This is a genomic window from Mycobacterium sp. IDUB_3 (genome assembly GCF_055419585.1).
Genome location: NZ_JBVAXZ010000001.1, coordinates 1,192,672 through 1,212,424, shown reverse-complemented (window position 1 = coordinate 1,212,424; position 19,753 = coordinate 1,192,672). Strand labels below are relative to the sequence as shown.

Below are 19,753 nucleotides of genomic sequence, written 5' to 3'. Positions count from 1 at the left end.
CAGCAGATCGGTCTAGTCCAATCCGCCTGGTCTAGTCCCGATGACTCCTTTTTCTGTCAGCGCTGCAATCGATGCGGCGTCGAGGCCGAGTAGGTCGCCGAGGATGCTCGCGTTGTGCTGCCCCAACGTCGGCGCCGTTGACCGATACCACTTGTCAACACTGCGGTACTTGAAGGGAATCGCCGGCACGTGATGCCGTCCCACGATGGGATGGACGAGGCTTTCAAAAAAGCCTCGTGCGGCCAGCTGAGGGTGCATCGAACCGACCCTGGCGTCTGCCAAATCCGCGGCCGGAACACCATGTTCGACGAGTAACTCGGCGGCGGCCGAGGAATCGTGCTGTCTAGCCCACTGCTCGAGATGCTTATCGATCACATCATGTGCCCGCAGCCGCCCTTCGTGAGTGTCCAGCGCGGGGTCATTCGCCCAATCCGGTTCACGCATAGCCGACTTCAATAGGCGCCACTGTTCGTCCGTGGCGACCGAAATCGCCAGCCACCGCTCGGTCCCTGCGCATGGGTAGAGCCCTTGTGGGGCGGCGTCACGGCTGCGATTTCCCAGTCGCGAGATCAGGTTTCCGTAGGCGGTAAATTCGACAACCTGTTCGGCGGCTGCGTTGAGTGCGGCCTCAACCATCGATACTTCGATGAGCGACCCTTGGCCAGTCTCGTCGCGTCGCCGGAGTCCTGTCAGCATGGCGAATGCGGAGTGCATCCCTGCCAGTGGGTCACACGGGCCGCGGGGGATTCGCGGCTGGTCGTACTCGTGGCCGGTCACCCAAGCCATTCCGGTCATCTGTTCCATCGTTTGCGCAAAACCCACATTGTTGCGCCATGGTCCGTCGAGCCCGAACGCGGGCATCCGGACCATCACTATTCGAGGGTTCTGCCCACTGACGGCTTCCCACGTGATGGCGAAATTGTCGAAGACGCGTGGCGAGAAGTTCTCGACCAGAATGTCGGAGCATCTGACGAGTCCGAACAACAGCTCCTGCCCTTCGGCCGAGGACAGGTCGAGGGTGAGCCCGCGCTTATTGGTGTTGGTCGCCAAATACATCCCCGACCGCTCCCACCACTGAGACCGATCGGCGAACGCCGCGGCCGCCATCCGTGCGCCGTCAGGGTGGCGCGTCGACTCCAAGTGAATGACCTCAGCGCCCAGTGCGGCGAGAATGTGGGTGGAGGAGGGGCCCGCCCACCACGCTGTCGCGTCGAGAATTCGTACGCCGTCCAGCGGAAGTCCCGGTGCACGGTCGGCAGCGGTCGCAATCCTGCTGTGGGCGGGTACTTTTGCCATTTCGCCGAGCGGGGGAGCGCCGGCTGTTGGGACGGGTCGCCGGCCATCGATCCGGTAGGGCGCCAACGGGTGGGTGAAGCTGCCGTCGGCATACGTGCCCCACACGCCGCGCGCCGCGAATTGGGGGTGGTCCAGCACGGTCTGGCCATCGTTGACGGGTGAGACGGGGATCCGCAGATCGGAGGCCAACGCGACGATCTCTTCGGTGGAACGTCTCGTAGTCCATTCCCGCACAATCTGATTCCACTCCTCCCGGCGTTCCCACCGCGTCGTGGCGACTGCCCAGGCTGGGTCCTCGTCGAGCAGGTCCAGTCGCTCGATCATTGCCAGGAACGACTCGAATTGTTGACGCGTATTGGTGTTGAAACCCACCCATCCGTCGGCGGTCGGTTCGATTGATGGGATTTCAACCTGTCGGGCCGGCACCGGCAGGGGCGGACGACCGGCCAGCTCGTGATAGAGGTCAGCGAATCCGCCGGCGCTGAGATGACAGGCCTCCAACAACGAGCAGTCAACGATTTCACCCGGTCCGCCGAGTTGAGCCCGACGCAGTGCGCCAAGCGCCCCGACGGCGGCATAACTGGCCATGACCCATTCGAAGACTCGACCACCCGCTTGAATGGGCGGTTGGTCCGGACGACCTCGCAGCGCGAGGGTTCCGCTCTCGGCCTGGATCGTGAACTCCGTTGAGGGCCGGTCCCGGTACGGTCCGGTCAATCCGTACGGAGACAACGCCACGATCACCAGGTGTGGCGCACGCCGGAGGAGGGCCTCGTGGTCGAGTGCCCCAGGGCCCAAAGACTCGACGAACACATCGGCGGAAACGATGAGCGTCTCCAGGTCGGGCAGCGCAGTGCCAACGACCGAACGCTTGCCGGCGTTCAGGAATTTGAACAGCGCGTCGGCGTCATTTCGATCACCAGACACTCTGCGGCGGAACGGATCCCCGTCTGGGGCTTCTATCTTGATGACCTCTGCTCCGAGGTCGGCGAACAACTTGGTGCAGTACGGGCCGGCGATTTCCGTCGCCCATTCGACAACACGAACCCCACGCAGAGCGTTCATCGCCGTACGACTTTCCGCGTCAATGTTTTCGGAAGTGAGTTACTCGCGCCGATGAGTGCACACACGCCACTTCCTGTCCTCACGCTCGTGTCGATCGAGCAGGGTGTTTTGCATCCGCATCGCTGCGGCCTGGCTGGCAACGACGCTAGCGACGGGAAAGCTACGGTGTCAAGTGTGACTCGATAACCATGGCCGCGGTTGAGTTCCGTTGGAACCTTTAGTCGGTCGCGCGCACCTTAGGGGCCCGTTGAACCCGTCCGCGTCGCTTGGCGGGAGGCTTCGCAGTCGATGTGCTTACGCCTTTGGCGAGGATCTGCGAACCCAGTTCGATCTGCGCGCGGATGTCTGACTCGCCCGTACCAAACCAGCGGGGTCCGAGGCTCGTTGTGAAGATGATGAAATTAGCCAGCAGCTCGGCGAACAGGTCGGCGTCGACGTCGGCCCTGATCTGCCCCGCGGCCTGGTAGTGGCGAACGCCTTCGGCAATAACGGCCGAACGGCGCGCGTGATTGGGTTGCAGCACGCGCAGCGAGAAGTCCGGATCCGATAACGCCCGACCGGAAATGTCCCAGCCGGGAACACCGCTGTCCCGGTCATCGATCCTTAATCTGGCAAAGAAAAGCTGCTCGATATAGTCCTCGACGCGCGCAGGCAGGGCCGCCACGACCTGCTCTTCGGCCTCACTGACGAGGTCCGCGATCTGTCGAGAAACAACTTGCTCGAAGATGCCTCGTTTGTCCCCGAAGTAGTGGAACAGCATGGCCTCCGAGCAGTCGGCGCGACGGGCGATCTCCTTCGTCGCCGCGGCCGCGTATCCCGCTTCGGCAAAGACCTCAGCGGCCGCTTCGAGGAGGGCTCGTTGTTTGCCGTCCTTGTCGCGAACTCGCCGCCGCGCGCCTGTGGTCATCACACATACTTTAGCGAGCACCCGTCGGCTGGGGGGAAGCTCGCACGCGTGCCGCCCCACGCCCGTCCCAGCCTTCTTCGGCCTCATCCTATTTGTTCGCGCGCACTGAGGCGCGCGGATCATAGGTGGGCGCAGGTGGTTATCGAGTGCGACTTGACTCCATGTAGCCGACGATTTACTGTGCTTCCGAAGCGAATTTCTGCGTGCGCTAGAAACCCGAGGGCCGGCGCAGGTGGCACATGGACGGTGGCGCAATTGCGGTGTAGCTGGAATGTGGACGCCCCTCGTTCGGGACTGTCTGTCCAGGTTGACCGCTGGCGCTGGCGTTGTTCCGAGGTCGGCATGCCCGTATCCGGGGCGGAAAGGACTACCCATGGTGAGCAAATCACCGGAGGAACATGCGCGGAACCTCGATCTTCGTCACGACGATTTCAACGACCAAGAATTCCTCTACGAGGTCTACGCAGTGATGCGGGAGAGCGGACCGTTCAGTCACCAGGATGTCCCCTTTCTGGGCCCTACGCCGGGCGGCGCGTGGGTCGCCACCCGCTACGACGACTGTTACGAGATCTTGCGTGATTGGCGCAGCTTCTCCAGCAAACCCCTTGGGATGGAAGGCTCCCCGATGTCATTTGGCGACATCGTGATCACGTTGGATCCTCCACGGCAGCAGCAGCTTCGCAAAGTTCTCAACCCGTATTTTTCTCCGGGTCGGATGAAGGAGCTGGAGCCCCAGGTGCGCGTGGTTACCGACGGGTTGATCGACAACTTCATCGAATTGGGCCGCGGCGATCTCGCCGACGTCGCATGGCAGCAACCTGGGATCGTGTTCTTCCGGTATCTACTCGGCATGCCCGTTGAGGACGTGCCGCTCTACATTGAGACAGCCGACCTCGCGATCAATGGTGAGAGCGAAGAGGTCCGAAACGGGTCGATGACGAATCTCTACGTCCGCGTACGCGAGGAGATCGACAAGCGTCGTGGTGAGCCGCCGCGTGACGACCTGATCGATGTCTTGCTCGCCGCCGAGATCGACGGCGAAAAATTGAGCTTCGATGACGTTGTCGCGAATGTGATGCTGCTGGTGCAAGCGGGGCTCGAAACAACCTCTAGTGCAATGTCGTTCGCTTTCTTCTATCTGGGTACCCATGCTTCGGAGCGCGACCGCCTCGTACGCGAAGCCGAGTTGGTGCCCACGGCGATAGAGGAATTCATCCGGTTCGCCGGTTCGGTCCACGGACTGCATCGCTCAGTCGCGGAAGGGGTTGAACTAAGCGGCCACAAGTTCTGTCCCGGTGAGACGGTCGTCGTGAACTATGCGGCCGCCAACCGGGACGCGGCCGAGTTCGACGAGCCGAACAAGTGCATTCTCGACCGGCAGACAAATCGCCATCTCGGATTCGGAGCCGGCGTCCATCGCTGCCTAGGTTCCAACCTCGCCCGACTCGAGTTTCGGGTGGGCGTCGAACAGGCCCTGAAACGGATACCCGACTACGCCATCCCCCCTGGGGCAAAAATTGATTTTCACGGGAACTCGGTCACCCGGGGCTACCGCGCCCTGCCCGTCGTGTTCACGCCAGGTGCCCGCGTCGCCCAGTGAGGAGTGGCGGGCAATCGCCCATATCAGCTGTCGGCCAGCGCAATAACAGACTCGACGCAGAACGCCTCACAAGTTATCGAGTGCCACTTGACAGTGCGCCAGAGCCGCTCTTAGCATCAAGTCAGCCGGTGGTTTGGCATCCGTCTTGCGTGAAGCCGCCCTATTGCTCGCGCTCCGCGCCCGCTCAACCGGTTCGGTGAGATCAGGGAGGAAGTCGTGGACAAGCAAGATCTTCAGTGGATGATCTCCGTCGATGACCACATCATCGAGCCACCGAACCTATGGGTCGACCGCGCCTCGGCCGCCGACCGCGATCGAGTGCCACACGTCGAACGCATCGACGGCGTCGATACGTGGATCTACGACCAAGCGCGCGCGTCGGTGATGGGAATCTTGGTCGCGGCTCACCAACGCCCGGCCGAGTACTCCCCGCTGCCAGTAAATTACGACGAAATGCCGCGCGCATACTTCGACCCGGCGGCCCGCATCGCTGACATGGACGAGGACCATGTAATCGCGGGACTGAACTTTCCGTTTTTTCCCCGGTTCTGTGGCCAGATGTTCGCCCACCTCGGCGACCGCGACCTAGGTCTCAAGTGCGTGCGGGCCTACAACGACTTTGTCATCGATGAGTGGTGCGCGGCGGCGCCCGGCCGCTACATCCCGATGGTCATCATTCCGTTGTGGGATACCCGATTGGCCGTCGAGGAGACACTACGGTGCGCCGGCAAGGGCGCCAAAGCCATTGCCTTCTCGGAGAACCTGCACCCGCTAGGATTTCCGTCCATCCACTCGGGCGCATGGGACGATTTCTTCGCGGTCGTGAACGAGACGAAGATGCCGCTGTGCACACACATCGGATCTTCCTCGGTTAGTCCCACCACGTCGCCCGACGCACCCTTTGGTGTTCAGGCCGTGAACATCAACCTCAACCTGGCCAACTCAACTACCGATTGGCTGTTCTCGGGCAAGCTGCAGAAGTACCCCGACCTGAAGATCGTGCTGGCCGAGGGCGGCATCGGCTGGATTCCATACCTGATCGAGCGTGCTGAACATGTCGCCGCCGATTACCAATACCTGCGCGCCAACAACTGGGCGGTTGACCCGGCCACGATGCGCTTGACCCCGGTACCCACCGATCCCGCGATTTTCCCGGAATCGCCGCGTCAGCTCTTCCGCGACCACATGTACGGCTGCTTTATCGAAGACGACTTCGGCGCAGCGAATCTCGACTCCATCGGTATCGACAACGTGATGATCGAAACGGATTATCCGCACACCGACAGCCTCTGGCCCCATTCCCTCCAGGCCGCCCAGAAGGCACTCGACGGCCGGTCCGACCTCGACAAGTACAAAGTGCTGCAGGGTAATGCCCGCCGGGTCTTCGACTTCGAGCCGGCCCCGTATCCGACGCTGATCTAGTCGACGCATACGGATTCGTATGATGCGGGACTATCAGAGCTTCATCGACGGTCAGTGGTCAAGCGACAACGCCCTCGGCACCATCGACATCATCGATCCGGCCACCGAGGAACTGATCGGGCGAGTCGTCAATGGTGGACCTAAGCAGGCGACCATGGCGATCGAAGCCGCCCGGCGAGCTTTCGACGAAGGGCCGTGGCCGTGGATGTCCGTTCGGGAACGGGCAAAGGTCATCAAGCGGTTCGCTGAAATACTTGACGAGCGCACGGCGGAACTTAGGGAGCTGGTCGTCGCCGAGATCGGCTCGACCGGCTTCATCACCGACATGATTCAGGTCGGGGGCGCTATCGAGGCGGCCCACTACTACGGCGAGTTCGTCGAACACGATGTGACATGGGTGGAAACACCGGGCGGCCCCGTAGTTTCACCGACTGGCGTCGGCGGCGTAACAGTGGTCCGCGAACCGGTCGGGGTAGTTGGAGTCATCACGCCGTTCAACTTCCCTTTTTCGATCAACATTCAAAAGTGCTTGGCCGCATTGGCCGTCGGTTGCACAGTGGTACTCAAACCCCACCCGTGGACCCCGATGAACGCTTTGGAGCTGGCCAAGGTCGGTGAAGAAGCGGGCCTCCCGCCCGGAGTATTCAACGTGGTCGTGGGAGGTGCTGGTGTCGGCGAGGAGCTGTGTACCCATCCGGGCGTCGACATGATCGGGTTCACCGGTTCGACCGTCACCGGTCGACGCATCCGCGAACTATCGGCGGCAACGATGAAACGCGCACAACTCGAACTAGGCGGCAAGAGTGCGCACATCGTCCTCGACGATGTCACCGAAAGTGACGTTGCTGGAATAGGATTCGGACAGGTGTTGATGCATGCCGGGCAAGCGTGCACCGTCACGTCACGACTTCTGTTGCCCGAGCACCTGCTCGAAGCGTATGTCGAAGGCCTCAAAGCCATGGCTCCGATGATCACGGTCGGGGACCCGCGTGATCCCGCTACTGTCGTGGGTCCGCTGATCAGGGATCAGCAACGTCAAAAAGTCGAGACCTTCGTTCAGTCGGGCCTGCAGGAAGGCGCGCAGCTGGTGGTCGGCGGCAAACGTCCCGAACACCTTAAACGCGGCTTCTACTACGAACCAACGGCACTGGTCAACTGCCGCAGCGACATGCGCTTATGCCAGGAAGAGGTATTCGGGCCAGTCCTGGCGGTGATCACCTATCGCACCGAAGACGAAGCCATCCGCATCGCGAACGACTCCATCTACGGTCTGGCAGGCCTGGTGGTAACGCGCAATGCTGCAAGGGGTTTCAACGTCGCCAGGCAGGTCAGAACCGGCACCATCATGGTGCAGACGCTCGCACCTGGTGCCAACTTGGGAGCCGATCCCGGTGGCGGGCAGGGCCCCGGCTGGTCTTTGCCGGCACGCGGCATGTTCAACGGTGGGGGCCCCTTCGGCGGCTTCAAGCAAAGCGGACTCGGCCGAGAGCAGGGTCGCTGGGGCTTCGAGGAATACACCGAGCTGAAATCCATCACCATGATGTAACCGCCCTGCACTATTGAGGACGCGCCGCGTCTCTGAGCGGAAAGGTTGCGAAATGGAACTTCTCAAGGATGTCCGCGTCCTCGAGGTGTCACTCTTCTCCGCGGATGCACTGGGCGGACATCTGGCTGACCTCGGCGCAGAAGTGATCAAGGTCGAGCCGCCCGGCGGCGGTGGGTTCCGCGGTCCTGCCGTTTCCGGCGGCGAGCTGCAAGATTCACACTGGAATCGCGGCAAGAAGAGCGTCGCGATCAACTTGAAAACTCCTGAAGGGCAGGAGGCGTTTCGCCGCCTGGCCGCCAAATCGGCGGTTGTGATCGACGGACTACGTTACGGAACCGCGCACCGGCTCGCCTTCAGCTACGACGACATCGTCGCCGTCAACCCGACAGTTGTCTACTGCGTGCTGAATGGCATGGGCAGCTATGGGCCCTACACCCGACTAGCCACACACGGGCTGTCCTTCGATTGTTTCGCAGGCTTGAGTCCGCCGATCATCGATGCGGATGGAACACCGCGCCTTTCGGGGGCGGCCACAGGTACGACGGGCGTTCTGGCGGGACCGCTGTACGCAGCGATGGGCGTGCTCGCCGCACTGCACGCCGCCGGGCGCGACGGCGAGCCGCAGTACATCGAAGTAGCGCAGGTAGATGCGGCGATCAACTGGAACTTTCAGCACCTCACGGCATTGGCGAACGGTCAACGCTCCTACGGTGAGGGCATCCGCGCGTCGCTTCGCTACCAGTACTACCGAACTCGCGACGGTAACTATGTGGTGTTCAATGCGTTGGAGGACAAGTTCTGGCTGAGGTTCTGCGAGTCGCTCGACAGGATGGATCTCTACGAACCGGGGCGTCAACAACCGGGCGAGGACCCAGCGGCGGACGCCCGGCTGCGCAAGGAACTAACAGCAATTTTCGAGAGCCGAACACGCAAGGAATGGACAGACTTCTTCATTGCGACCGACATCGCCGGTGCCCCGGCGTTTTTGGGTGCGGACCTCTTCGACGACGACCATGCAAAGGCTCGCCGACTCGTCTACGAGCAGGCCCAGCCGGACGGGACGTCGCAGCGATTGATGGGAACGTGCATCAAGACCAAACCCGACGTAGGATTTGGGCCGCCGGCAGCGCCGCACGTTGGGCAGCATACGGAAGAGTTACTCAACGCCCTGGCAGGCTACGACGCGGCCGGAATGGAGCGCCTTCGTTCGACTGGCGCAATCTGAGCACCGGCGCATCCCCCAGGTTTAAAATATGAGGAGGTTCGGCGTCTCGTCGGCCGATCGCACGAAGCGGTCAGGAGGGGTGCCGAGTGGCGTACGTCCCCCTATCGAATGTTGCGTCTTGTCCGTAAATCGACAGCGACGCCATTCTTGGATAGAGGATTGCTGGACCGAGCCATCGAGTAATGAACCGGCGTAATTCGATTCCCTCGCGGGGTGGCTGTGCAGGATCGGTCAAGATGGACTGAACTGTGCGCAGGGTCATTTCGGCGAGTTCACCGAGCGCGGTGCCGTCGTAACCGTGAAGCCTCCAATCCACATCGAAGCGGTGAAAGACGGACAAACAGATAGTGATGGCCGTGTCGGAGGTCAGCGAGGTGACGGGGTCGCCCTCATTCCGCCGGGTCAGCAAGTTTTCCAGCTGTGGATCGCCGGCGAGATTGTCGATTCCAAACGACACGCTTTCGACGATTGCGGTCACTGGGTCGTTGAGTCCGCGAACGTGTTCTGCAACTTGGTCGATGAAGCCGTCGACAGCACGCATTGCGCTGGCGATGAGCAGCGCATCAGCATTGGGAAAGTAGCGGTACACCGTCTGGCGAGTGACACCGAGCCTGCGGGCGACGTCGGCAAGGCGTATCCCCGGCCCATGCTCGGCGACCTCTTCGTCTACCGCAGTCAGGATTCGCGAAATCGCCTCCTCGTCCGACGAGGGTGTCAAACCCGCCCAGCCACGACTACGCACCCGCCGTCACAAGCCTTTCGCTGGTGAATTCAATTGGAAGAGTTGTCGGGCCGGTCATTCCCAGCAGGGATTTCCATGGGGCCGGACCGACGCGATGCGGGGCAGGGAGACGGCGGGCGAGGACTATGAGTGCTTCCGCCAGCTCCCGGCGTGCTAGGTTTGCCCCCAGGCAGTAGTGCGCGCCGCCGCCGAAGGTCAGAATTGCGGGTACGTCCTTGCGTGCGATGTCAAAGCGGTCAGCATCGTCATAGATCGCTGGATCTCGGTTGGCTGCAAAGCTGTTCACGAGTACGAAGGTCCCGGCCGGGAACAGGTAGCCACCGATCTCAGCGTCCTCAACCGCGGCGCGCGGCACGATGCAGGCCGCGGGCGAGTGGCGCATGCTTTCCTCGACCGCCTGCATCGCAAGGTCAGGATTGTCGCGCAGCTTCGCCCATTGGTCGGGATGCTCGCAGAGCACCTGCACCGACGCCGCCAATTGGTTTCGCGTGGTGTCGGTTCCCGCCATCAAGAAACCGGCCACCAGACTGCGTAGTTCCTCGAGATTCAGCCGGTCGCCGTCACTCTCGGCGCGAATGAGTTCCGAAAGCAGATCATCGGTCAGACGGTCCCGACGGGCGGCGACCATGTCATCGACGTAGGCGTCGAGTTCGCCCCATGCGCGCATGATCTCGGCCTCGTCGAAATTGGCATCCGGCTGAAAGTTGAGGGCTTTGAAGACATCCTCGGTCCAAGCGGCGAACAAATGCCAGTCCTCGCGAGGTGCGCCCAGCAACGCACACATGATCGGGGTGGGGTAGGGCCGCGCGATGTCGGTCACGACGTCGCACCTTCCGGCGTCCACCACACGGTCGATCAGCCCGTTCACCACCTCGTGGATCGTGTCCTGGAGACGTGATGTCGCGCGGGGAGTGAACGCTTTGGAAACCAGTTTGCGCAACCGCACATGTGGCGCACCGTCGAGGCCCAGGAGGCTGTTCGCCATCTTGTCGAACAACGGACCCGACGTGATGCCCTGCGCCGCCAAAGTGATACCGGGTGGCAAGCGGAATCTGTTGTCGCGCAATATGTCGCGAGCCAATTCGTAAGACAGGATCTCCGGGCCGAGGGGCCCGATGGCGATGGGCGCGCGCGATTGGGCCTTTCGGAGATCTTCGAGGATGTCGTGTGGAGTGGCCGTGAGGCCGTAATCGAACGTGGGGAGACCAGCGTCGAAGACGCTGGGGGCGGTGCTGCGCGCGTTCATGAATGTCCCAACTTCAGCGGGCGCCTAGACAGGCATACGGACATATATGTTCAGAGCGTATGACCATCGCACGAGATCGTCAAGACTTACCGAAATATACCCAGCTCTACGGTCCAGAGGGCAAGCAAGATCATACAAATCGTCATCTAATGTCCTTATCGATGGCCCAGCGACGCTGGTGGGCTTTGCCCCGACCAGGATGACGCGCGGGGCCCGCGAATCTGCTTTGTGCGGCCCCCACATGGGTACTCGGCTGAGAAGATGACGCAAATGCCCGATCGGAGCACGGATGAAATCGACCCCTGCGTGCGCGTTTACGGGGCGCGGGTCCACAACCTGAGGGGTGTCGACGTCGTCGCGCCGCGCGATGCGCTGGTCGCGTTCACCGGAATCTCCGGATCCGGTAAATCGTCGTTGGCCTTCGGAACGGTCTATGCCGAGGCCCAGCGCCGCTACTTCGAATCGGTCGCTCCGTACGCTCGACGGCTGCTATTGCCAACCGGCGCACCGAAGGTGGATGACATCACGGGGCTACCGCCTGCCGTCGCCCTGCAGCAGCGCCGGGGTTCGGCGACGTCACGGTCGACGGTCGGCACCGTCACCACCCTGTCGAACCTGCTGAGGATGCTGTTCTCCCGCGCCGGCACCTACCCGCGAGGAGCCACGGAACGACTGGACTCCGATGCGTTCTCGCCTAACACCGCGGTGGGGGCGTGCCCTGAATGCCACGGGCTGGGACGAATCCACCGGGTGACCGAAGAGACACTGGTACCAGACCCCTCGCTGACCATCCGCGAAGGCGCCGTTGCCGCATGGCCGGGCGCGTGGCAGGGCCAAAACCTCCGCGACATCCTCGTCACGCTGGGGTACGACATCGACAAGCCATGGCGAAAACTCCCTAAGCGGCAACGCAATTGGATTCTGTTCACCGATGAGCAACCGACAGTCGAAATCGATCCGAGCCAGCACCCCGTGCAGGCCGATTACTACTACAACGGCACCTTCTCCAGCGCCGAACGTCACGTCCGCCACACGTTGGCCAACTCCCATAGCGCGATGATGCGTCGCCGCGTACTGCAATTCGTCGACAGCGTCGAGTGCCCGGTGTGCGAGGGTTCCGGGTTGCGGCCGGAGGCGCTGAAGGTGACATTCGCCGGGCGCAGCATCGCGGACTACACGGCGATGCCGTTAGCCGACCTCGCTGAGGCGTTGCGCCCGACGGCTTCTCGGACCGATGCCGCCGCCGCGTACGAGTCCACGAAATCCGGTGAGCTGACGGAGGTGGCGACCATGATCGCCGCCGACCTCGTCGCACGCCTGCAGGTACTCATCGAGCTCGGCCTCGGCTATCTCACGCTGAGTCGCCGCACTCCGACGGTGTCACCCGGCGAACTGCAGCGGTTGCGGCTGGCCACCCAACTGCGCGCCGGCTTGTTCGGCGTGCTCTATGTATTGGACGAGCCGTCGGCGGGACTGCACCCCGCCGACGCCGAACCGCTACTCGAGGTGCTCGATCGCCTGCGGCGCGCGGGCAATTCGTTATTCGTGGTCGAGCACGACATGGACGTCGTACGCCGTGCTGACTGGATCGTCGACGTGGGTCCCGGGGCCGGAGAGCTTGGCGGGGGCGTGCTCTACAGCGGGCCGGTGCCGGGTCTCGCCGACGTCGAGGGGTCGGTCACTCGTAAATACCTTTTCGAGGAGGCCGGGCCGCCGCCTCGTCAACCGCGCACGCAGTCCGGGCGGCTGCGGCTGCGCGGAATCTGCTTCCACAATTTGAGAGACCTCGACGTGGACGTGCCACTCGGTGTGTACACCGCGGTCACCGGAGTGTCCGGTTCAGGCAAGTCGACGCTCGTCGTCAAGGTCCTCGGCGATGTCGTGCACAGCCATCTGGGCACCGGGCGAGCAGCCGAGCCGGCCGAGTCAGAGGACGACGAAACCGATAGTGGGATGGTCGATCTCGATCACGACGCGAGTATCGGTGTGACGGCAGAGGGGGTCGAGGTGATCAACCGGCTGGTATCCGTCGACCAGCGCCCGATCGGACGCACGCCGCGCTCGACGCTGGCGACCTACACCGGCTTGTTCGACGCCGTGCGCCGTGAATTCGCCGCGACCTCCAAGGCGCGTCGCCGCGGTTGGACAGCGGGCAGGTTCTCGTTCAACGTGGCGGAAGGTCGCTGCCCCACCTGTCAGGGGGAGGGGTTCGTCTCCGTCGAATTGTTGTTCTTGCCAGGCACGTACGCCACGTGCCCGGCATGTCAAGGAGCGCGCTACTCCGACGAGACGCTCGAGGTGCGCTATCGCGACCGTACGATCGCCGACGTCCTCGCGATGACCGTCGATGAGGCCGCGGAGTTCTTTGCCGACGTCGCCAGCGCAGCGCGAAGCCTGACCACGCTGCAAGAGGTCGGACTGGGTTATCTGCGTCTGGGACAGCCGGCGACCGAGCTGTCGGGTGGCGAGGCGCAGCGGATCAAGCTCGCCGCCGAACTGCAGCGACCCCGGCGGGGGCACACCCTGTACGTGCTCGACGAGCCGACCACCGGGCTTCACCCCGCCGATGTGGATCTGCTCGACCGTCAACTGCACCGCCTGGTCGACGCGGGCAATACCGTAGTGGTGGCTGAACACGACATGCGGATGGTCGCGGGTGCGGACTGGGTGATCGACCTGGGGCCGGGAGCCGGCAGCGACGGCGGACGGGTCGTTGCGGCAGGCCCGCCGGCAACGGTGGCACGTGCGAAACGCAGCCGCACGGCGCCGTATCTGGCGAAGCGGTTGGCCCGCGCCGACTGCTTACCGGCTTAGGCGCGTCGCAAATCGAGTCAGGCAATCTGGACAACCGCTTGTTCGAAGTACTGGTTGTAGGCAAGGTAGACCGGTTTCTTACCGGTCCGGTCGAGAAACTCCTGGAATGCCCTGAACTCCTGTTCCTCGGCGCCCGGATAGTTATAAAATTCATCAAATACGATTACGGTACCTGACACGATGTTGTCGGCCAGCTGGCAAAAAATCTCTTTCGTCGATGCATAAATGTCGCAATCGACGTGTAGGAAAGCGATGGGAGTGGATTCCAGAACTCGCTTTTTGAACTGCGGAAGGGTTTCATGGAACATGCCCTTCACCAAGGCTACGTTATGGAGCACCGGTGGCATCCACCCCTCGACGTTAGCCCGAAAAGTGCCTTGGGGGACCGTGATATCGGTGCGAGCCCATCGTTCAGGAAGGCCGTCGAAGGAATCGAATCCCCAGATACGTTGGCGGGGATTGAGCGCGGCAATGAAGTTGATGGTTCTTCCGGTACATACGCCCATCTCCAAATACGCGCCTCGCAACGTAACGTGGTCAGAGCCGAATCTGAGCAATTCCGCATCGGTGTCGAGAGCCTTGGCATCGCCGAAGTTCTCGGCGACCATCGTCCGCGCTGCCGGCGATTCTCGAAAGTCCTTATCCATCGGGTAGAAGTTAAGAATTTGATGCCCATGATGCCATTCATCGCTCACGATCGGCATTTTCACCAATTGTGCCCAATTGAATCCGTTGCTACACGGGTAATCCGACGCCATCGACGACTCCATGCGCTCAACCTCCTCGCCGGAAGACGCAGCATGATTACCGGCAGCGTAGAGGCTTGGCAGCTCATTCACGACGGATTGTGAGATCCCATCGACACCGGTGCTGGATAGTGCAGATCCCGGCGCTCGACGGCCACACCGATGCTCGCGATGGCCGCGAACTACCGTCATCTTCCAAGTCGCCCGGCCCGGCTACGGTATCGCGGCGATATTGCTACTCAGACACGAACATTTGATCCACCGCAACGGCCGATTGCGCAGTACTCTTATGTGCCAGCATCTCCGTGAAGGAGCGGGATCGTGGGGTCTCAGAGAGTCGTCGTAAGTCGGCCGGATCGGCTCCCGTTGGCCGCTCGCGCGTCCGCGGTGCCTGCAGCGATCCTCGACCTAGGTGGTCGGTATCCGGGGGCCGCAGTGTTGCTCGCGGCACCGCTGACAGTCGCCGGGATCTGGGGAATGGTCACTCGCCCATCCTTGGCCCTGCCGCTGGTACTGCTGGTCGGCGTGGTCTTGGTATTGACCGATTTCCTTGCGGGCCCCTACAGAGAGGCTGAGCAGAAGGCGCGGGCCGCGGCCGGCGCCCCGATGCGGAACCGTCAGCCGCTCGTCAATCAGCCCAGGCCGCCGTCCCAGCAGAAGCCGCCGTCCCAGCAGAAGCCGCCGCGACTCAAGCCGGACGCTGACGCGGGGGCGCAGGCAGAAGCCGCCGCCGCCCAGGCGCTGGCCGCTGAAGCCGAAGCGGTGGCCGCCGCAGCGCGGGCGCGGGCAGACGCGGCCGCGGCCGAAGCCCTGGCGGCGGAAGCGGAAGCGCTGGCTGCGGAAGCCGAAGCGCTGGCCGCCGAGGCGCGGGCGCGGGACGAAGCCGCCGCGGCCGAAGCGCTGGCCGCCGAGCCCGAAGCGGTGGCCGCCGAGGCGCAGGCGCAGGCCGAGGTCGCCGCGGCGGAAGCGCTGGCCGCGGAGGCGCGGGCGCGAGAGCGGGCGCGCGCGGAAGCCGCGGCCGCCGAAGCGCAGGCCGCCGAGGCGCACAAGCGGGCAGAAGCCGCCGAAGCGCACGCCCGGGCCGCCGAAGCCCGGAAGCAGGCCAAAGCCGCCGAAGCGCACGCCGTGGCCGCCGAAGCCCGAAAACGGGCAAAAGCCGCCCAACCCGAAGCTTTGGCTGCCGAGGCGCGGGCGCAGGCAGAAGCCACCGAAACTCAAGCCCTGATCGCCGAGGCGCGGGAACGGGAACGGGCACGCGCAAAGGCTGCCGAAGCCGAGGTGTTGGCCATTGAGGCGCGGAAGCAGGCGGAAGCCGCCGAAGCGCAAGCCTTGGCCGCCGCAGCGAGGAAGCGGGCAGAAGCTGCCGAAATCGAGGCCGTTGCGGCCGAAGCTCGGAAACGGGCAAAGGCCGCCGAAGCAGAAGCGCTGGTGGCCGAGGCGCTGGCGAGTGCCGAAGCCGCCGAAACCCAGGCCCTGGCCGCCGAGGCAAGGGCGCGGGAGCGGGCACGCGCGGAAGCCGCCGAAGCCGAGGCCCTCGCCGCCGAGGCGCGCGCCCGCGCGGAAGCCGCCGAAACTCGCGCTCGGGCCGCCGAGGTTTGGGCGGGAGCAGAAGCCGCCGAAGCGCAAGCTCGGGCCGCCGAGGCACGGGCGAAGGCAATCCGGCTGCGGCTTGAGGCCGAAGGCAAGAACAAGCGGCCTCCGCGAGGGAACCAGCCGTAGCAGGTGGTCCGGCGTCTCGCGGACACGCTGGCGATGCGCGCCGTGTCACATCCGCCCGAAGTGTGGAAAATCGGCGCCTGGGTATCCCAGCGGGCGTATGTCTACAGCACGGACACAACCGGATCAGCGCGAACTCGACGGCGTCCAACGGATCGTCGACGCCATCTCCCAGGCGTTCGCCGCCAAGATCGTCGGGCAGCGTGACCTTCGGGAGTCGCTGCTGATCGGTCTGCTCGCGGGCGGCCACGTCCTGCTCGAAAGCATGCCCGGCCTGGCCAAGACCACCGCCGCCAAGGTACTCGCCGAGTCGATTCATGGCCGCTTCCAACGCATTCAGTGCACCCCCGACCTGCTGCCCAGCGACATCATCGGCACCCAGATCTACGACTCGGCGACCAGCTCCTTCGTCACCCAACTGGGTCCGGTGCACGCCAACATCGTGCTGCTCGACGAAATCAACCGGTCCAGCGCCAAGACGCAGAGCGCGATGCTCGAGGCGATGGAGGAGCGGCAGACCACGATCGCCGGACAGGTCCACCCCCTTGCGGATCCGTTTCTGGTCATCGCCACCCAGAACCCCGTCGACCAGGAAGGCACATATCCGCTCTCCGAGGCGCAGACCGACCGTTTCCTGCTCAAGGAGATCGTGCGCTACCCCTCCCCGCAGGAGGAAGTGGAAGTCATGTCGCGGATCGACGCCGGCATCTACGACAGGGGGCAGCAGACGGCGCCGGTGGTCAGCCTCGACGACGTGTTGCGCCTGCAGGAGGTGGTGCGTCACGTCCACATGGACCGCGCGCTGATGCTCTATGCCAGCCAACTGGTCGACGTGACCCGTCACCCCGGGCAGGCGCTGCCCAAGCAGATCGCGCGCCTGGTCGAGTACGGTGCCAGCCCACGAGCCACGATCGCGTTCTGCAAGGCGGCACGGGCGCGGGCGGTGCTGGCCGGGCGCGCGCACGTGCTTCCCGAGGACATCGCGAAGCTCGCGCACCGGGTGCTGCGGCACCGGCTAATCCTCGGTTTCGAGGCGGCAAGCGCCGACATCACTCCCGAGGTCGTGGTCGACGCCGCGCTGCGGGCCGTTCGCGTGCCCTGAGGTCATCGTGGGTAAGCACCTCAACCGGGCCAAGGCGCACTTCGGCACCGACACCCGCGGCCTGCTCGAAGGCGGCCGCTATGCGCTATTGCATACGCGCAGCATGGAATTCGACGATCTGCGCCCGTACGTTCCCGGCGACGACGTCCGGGATATCGACTGGAAGGCTTCCGCACGCTCGGGCGGCGTGCTCATCAAACGGTTCGTGTCCGAAAAGCACCACAAGATCCTGCTCGTCGCCGACGCCGGTCGCAACATGTCGGCGCTCGCCCCGAGCGGTGAGTGCAAACGCGACGTCGCCGCGCACATCATGGGCGCGGTGGGGTTGATCGGCCTGCGTCGGTCCGATCAGATCGGCATGGTCTACGGCGACCGCCGCGGCTGCGTGAACATCCCGCAGCGGCGCGGCGAGTCGCACATCGAGGGACTGCTGCACCGCTGGTACCAACACACCGCGAGCGGCCCCGGCCGCAGCGACGTGACTGCTCAACTCGACTACGTCGCAACGCATTACCGACACACCATGCTGATCATGGTCATCTCCGATGAACCGGAGGTCGATGACCGGCTCAGCGAAGTGCTCACCAGACTGACCGGTCGCCACGACATTATGTGGGCGATGGTGTCGGACATGCCCGCGGTGGGTCCCGATAACACCGACGGTTACGACGTCGCCACCGGTCGCTTCGTCCTGAACGGAGCCGATCTCGGGCCCCGTGTGGTCACCGCGTACCGCCGCGCCGAGCAGACGCGTCGCAACCGCCTCGATGCGTTCCTGACCGCCCATGCCATCCCGTACGCGACTCTCGCCGGCAGCAAGGACATTCGGCGCGAGCTCGTCCGCCTGACCGAGGTGGCCGCCCGTGCCGGATGACCTGCTGCGCCATGTGTTCGGTCCCCAGCCGTACTCGGCGGGGTGGCTGTGGCTGGCCGTGCTCCTGGTCCTTGCTGTGTTCGGTTGGTATGCGGGTGTTTTCGTGTGGACGCTGCCGTCGGATCGGTTGCGGCGCATCCCGGTTGCGCGACGAGTGCATGCCTGGCTGATCCGCAACCGGTTCGCCCGTCGCGTGCAGGGTATCGCCGACGAGCACACCGCCGGGCGGATGTCGGCTCCGGCGGCGTGCATGGCGATCAGCCGGACGCTGCGCAGTTTCCTGCATCAAGCGACCGGCACGCGGGCGCAGTATCTGCAGGTCGCCGTCATGGCCGACGGAGACCTGGCCGCGGCCGCGCCGCTGATCGCCCGGCTCGGCGACGGGCAGTTCAACGCGGAGACCCAGGTCGACGTCGACGACGTGAGTGCCCGGGCGCAGGAGTTGATCCGCTCGTGGACCTGATGTGGTGGCCGGTCGCGCTCTTCGGATTGGCCTGCTTCGTCGCAGTTGTCGCGCTGGCGGCGTTGCTGTCGATGACCGCTACTCGCCGGAAGCTGCGCCCGCTGGCCAACGTCGCGCGACTGACCCGGTTGCCCGAGTACGCGAAAGTGGCCCGGCTGCGTTCGCTGTCGACGATTGTGACGTTGGTGGTGCTGACGGTCATGTTCGGCGCCGCGACATGGGCGGCGGCCCGTCCGAGGGTGGCGGCCAACGATTTCGACGCCGCGCACCCCGAGGACATCATGTTGTGCGTCGGGCAGCCGGTTGCCGATGCGTCGACGGCGGAACTGCTCGACTACTTTGCGCGCCAGACCACGAATTCCCCTCAGGCGCAACGCATCGGCCTGACATCGGCCAACCGCCGCCTGGTGCCGCTGACGCGCGACCATCAGTACGCCGCAGGCCGGTTCGGCGACTATACCGGCGCCCGCGAGGCGGCTTCGGCGTCGTTCGCCCCTGCGGTGCCGTATACCGACTACGCCACAAGCGTGAATGACGTTCTCGCGTTGTGCCTCTCAGGCTTTCCTCCCGCCGAGCAGCGTTCGACGCACCGACGCTCGGTGATCTATCTTGGACCGTCGGACCTGCGAGCCGCGGGGGAGCAGCGTCCCGCATTGTTCACCGATGGCAGCGTCCGGGCTTTGGTCGAGCGGGTCGGGGCCCAAGTCAATGTGATTGACATTGCCGCCTCACCCGCGAGCGCTGCGTTGGTCACGCTCGCCAAGCAGACCGGTGGTCGGTACGTCGCCCCCGGAGCCAAATCGGTGACCGCAGCGCTCAACGAGATTCGCGCGCACGCCCCACCTTCGCGCCGTGCCGACGGTACCGTCGTGACCGCGGACTTCCGCGACGCGCCGGTGGCACCGCTGGTGATCGCCTTACTGTCGGCGGCCGTGCTGTCGGTGGCTCTCTTGGTGCTGCGCCGATGACGTTTCAACCCGTACTGCCCT

Annotated in this window: 15 protein-coding genes; 10 read left to right on the top strand and 5 right to left on the bottom strand. The window is 64.1% G+C overall.

Translation table 11 applies throughout. From position 1 onward, the window contains the following. Nucleotides 1-12: 12 nt before the first annotated feature. Together ACZYVJ_RS05235 and ACZYVJ_RS05230 are read right to left on the bottom strand one after the other, a co-directional pair. Nucleotides 13-2,361: a CaiB/BaiF CoA transferase family protein gene (locus tag ACZYVJ_RS05235; protein ID WP_463830063.1), complete on the bottom strand. Its 2,349-nt coding sequence runs from the start codon at nt 2,359-2,361 to the stop codon at nt 13-15. Nucleotides 2,362-2,578: 217 nt separating this feature from the next. Next, nucleotides 2,579-3,268: a TetR/AcrR family transcriptional regulator gene (locus tag ACZYVJ_RS05230; protein WP_463830062.1), complete on the bottom strand. Its 690-nt coding sequence runs from the start codon at nt 3,266-3,268 to the stop codon at nt 2,579-2,581. Between the two features lie 373 nt (nt 3,269-3,641). Between ACZYVJ_RS05230 and ACZYVJ_RS05225 the strand changes: the two genes are divergently transcribed. From ACZYVJ_RS05225 to ACZYVJ_RS05210, 4 genes are all read left to right on the top strand, one after another. Further along, nucleotides 3,642-4,868: a cytochrome P450 gene (locus ACZYVJ_RS05225; protein ID WP_463830061.1), complete on the top strand. Its 1,227-nt coding sequence runs from the start codon at nt 3,642-3,644 to the stop codon at nt 4,866-4,868. A 216-nt stretch (nt 4,869-5,084) separates the two neighbouring features. After that, nucleotides 5,085-6,290 (top strand): amidohydrolase family protein, encoded by a 1,206-nt coding sequence (locus tag ACZYVJ_RS05220; RefSeq protein WP_463830060.1) that lies wholly within the window; start codon nt 5,085-5,087, stop codon nt 6,288-6,290. A gap of 19 nt (nt 6,291-6,309) precedes the next feature. After that, entirely contained in the window at nt 6,310-7,836 is a 1,527-nt protein-coding gene (locus ACZYVJ_RS05215; RefSeq protein WP_463830059.1) for an aldehyde dehydrogenase family protein, read from the top strand. Nucleotides 7,837-7,888: 52 nt separating this feature from the next. Continuing rightward, nucleotides 7,889-9,061 carry a CaiB/BaiF CoA transferase family protein gene (locus tag ACZYVJ_RS05210; RefSeq protein ID WP_463830058.1) on the top strand — a complete coding sequence of 391 codons (1,173 nt, stop codon included), beginning with the start codon at nt 7,889-7,891 and terminating at the stop codon, nt 9,059-9,061. A gap of 70 nt (nt 9,062-9,131) precedes the next feature. Here the strand turns inward: ACZYVJ_RS05210 and ACZYVJ_RS05205 are convergent, their stop codons facing one another. Both ACZYVJ_RS05205 and ACZYVJ_RS05200 read right to left on the bottom strand, forming a co-directional pair. Next, nucleotides 9,132-9,803 (bottom strand): TetR/AcrR family transcriptional regulator, encoded by a 672-nt coding sequence (locus tag ACZYVJ_RS05205; RefSeq protein ID WP_463830057.1) that lies wholly within the window; start codon nt 9,801-9,803, stop codon nt 9,132-9,134. Next, nucleotides 9,796-11,049: a cytochrome P450 gene (locus ACZYVJ_RS05200; RefSeq protein ID WP_463830056.1), complete on the bottom strand. Its 1,254-nt coding sequence runs from the start codon at nt 11,047-11,049 to the stop codon at nt 9,796-9,798. Before ACZYVJ_RS05200 ends, ACZYVJ_RS05205 begins: the two co-directional genes overlap by 8 nt. A 261-nt stretch (nt 11,050-11,310) precedes the next feature. On the opposite strand from ACZYVJ_RS05200, the gene ACZYVJ_RS05195 reads away from it, so the two are divergent. Further along, nucleotides 11,311-13,863 carry an excinuclease ABC subunit UvrA gene (locus ACZYVJ_RS05195; protein WP_463830055.1) on the top strand — a complete coding sequence of 851 codons (2,553 nt, stop codon included), beginning with the start codon at nt 11,311-11,313 and terminating at the stop codon, nt 13,861-13,863. A 17-nt stretch (nt 13,864-13,880) separates the two neighbouring features. On the opposite strand, the gene ACZYVJ_RS05190 is transcribed toward ACZYVJ_RS05195, so the two are convergent. Beyond that, the gene (locus tag ACZYVJ_RS05190; protein ID WP_463830054.1) at nt 13,881-14,702 is read right to left on the bottom strand and encodes a TylF/MycF/NovP-related O-methyltransferase; all 822 of its coding nucleotides are present in this window, start codon (nt 14,700-14,702) and stop codon (nt 13,881-13,883) included. 402 nt (nt 14,703-15,104) lie between these two features. Between ACZYVJ_RS05190 and ACZYVJ_RS05185 the strand changes: the two genes are divergently transcribed. From ACZYVJ_RS05185 to ACZYVJ_RS05165, 5 genes are all read left to right on the top strand, one after another. Next, nucleotides 15,105-16,328: a hypothetical protein gene (locus ACZYVJ_RS05185; protein ID WP_463830053.1), complete on the top strand. Its 1,224-nt coding sequence runs from the start codon at nt 15,105-15,107 to the stop codon at nt 16,326-16,328. A gap of 97 nt (nt 16,329-16,425) precedes the next feature. Next, entirely contained in the window at nt 16,426-17,427 is a 1,002-nt protein-coding gene (locus ACZYVJ_RS05180) for an AAA family ATPase (RefSeq protein ID WP_463830052.1), read from the top strand. A 7-nt stretch (nt 17,428-17,434) separates the two neighbouring features. Beyond that, the gene (locus tag ACZYVJ_RS05175; RefSeq protein WP_463830051.1) at nt 17,435-18,301 is read left to right on the top strand and encodes a DUF58 domain-containing protein; all 867 of its coding nucleotides are present in this window, start codon (nt 17,435-17,437) and stop codon (nt 18,299-18,301) included. Beyond that, nucleotides 18,291-18,764 (top strand): hypothetical protein, encoded by a 474-nt coding sequence (locus ACZYVJ_RS05170; RefSeq protein WP_463830050.1) that lies wholly within the window; start codon nt 18,291-18,293, stop codon nt 18,762-18,764. Before ACZYVJ_RS05175 ends, ACZYVJ_RS05170 begins: the two co-directional genes overlap by 11 nt. Beyond that, entirely contained in the window at nt 18,764-19,732 is a 969-nt protein-coding gene (locus ACZYVJ_RS05165) for a hypothetical protein (RefSeq protein WP_463832844.1), read from the top strand. The genes ACZYVJ_RS05170 and ACZYVJ_RS05165 overlap by 1 nt, the downstream gene beginning before the upstream one ends. Nucleotides 19,733-19,753 lie beyond the last annotated feature (21 nt).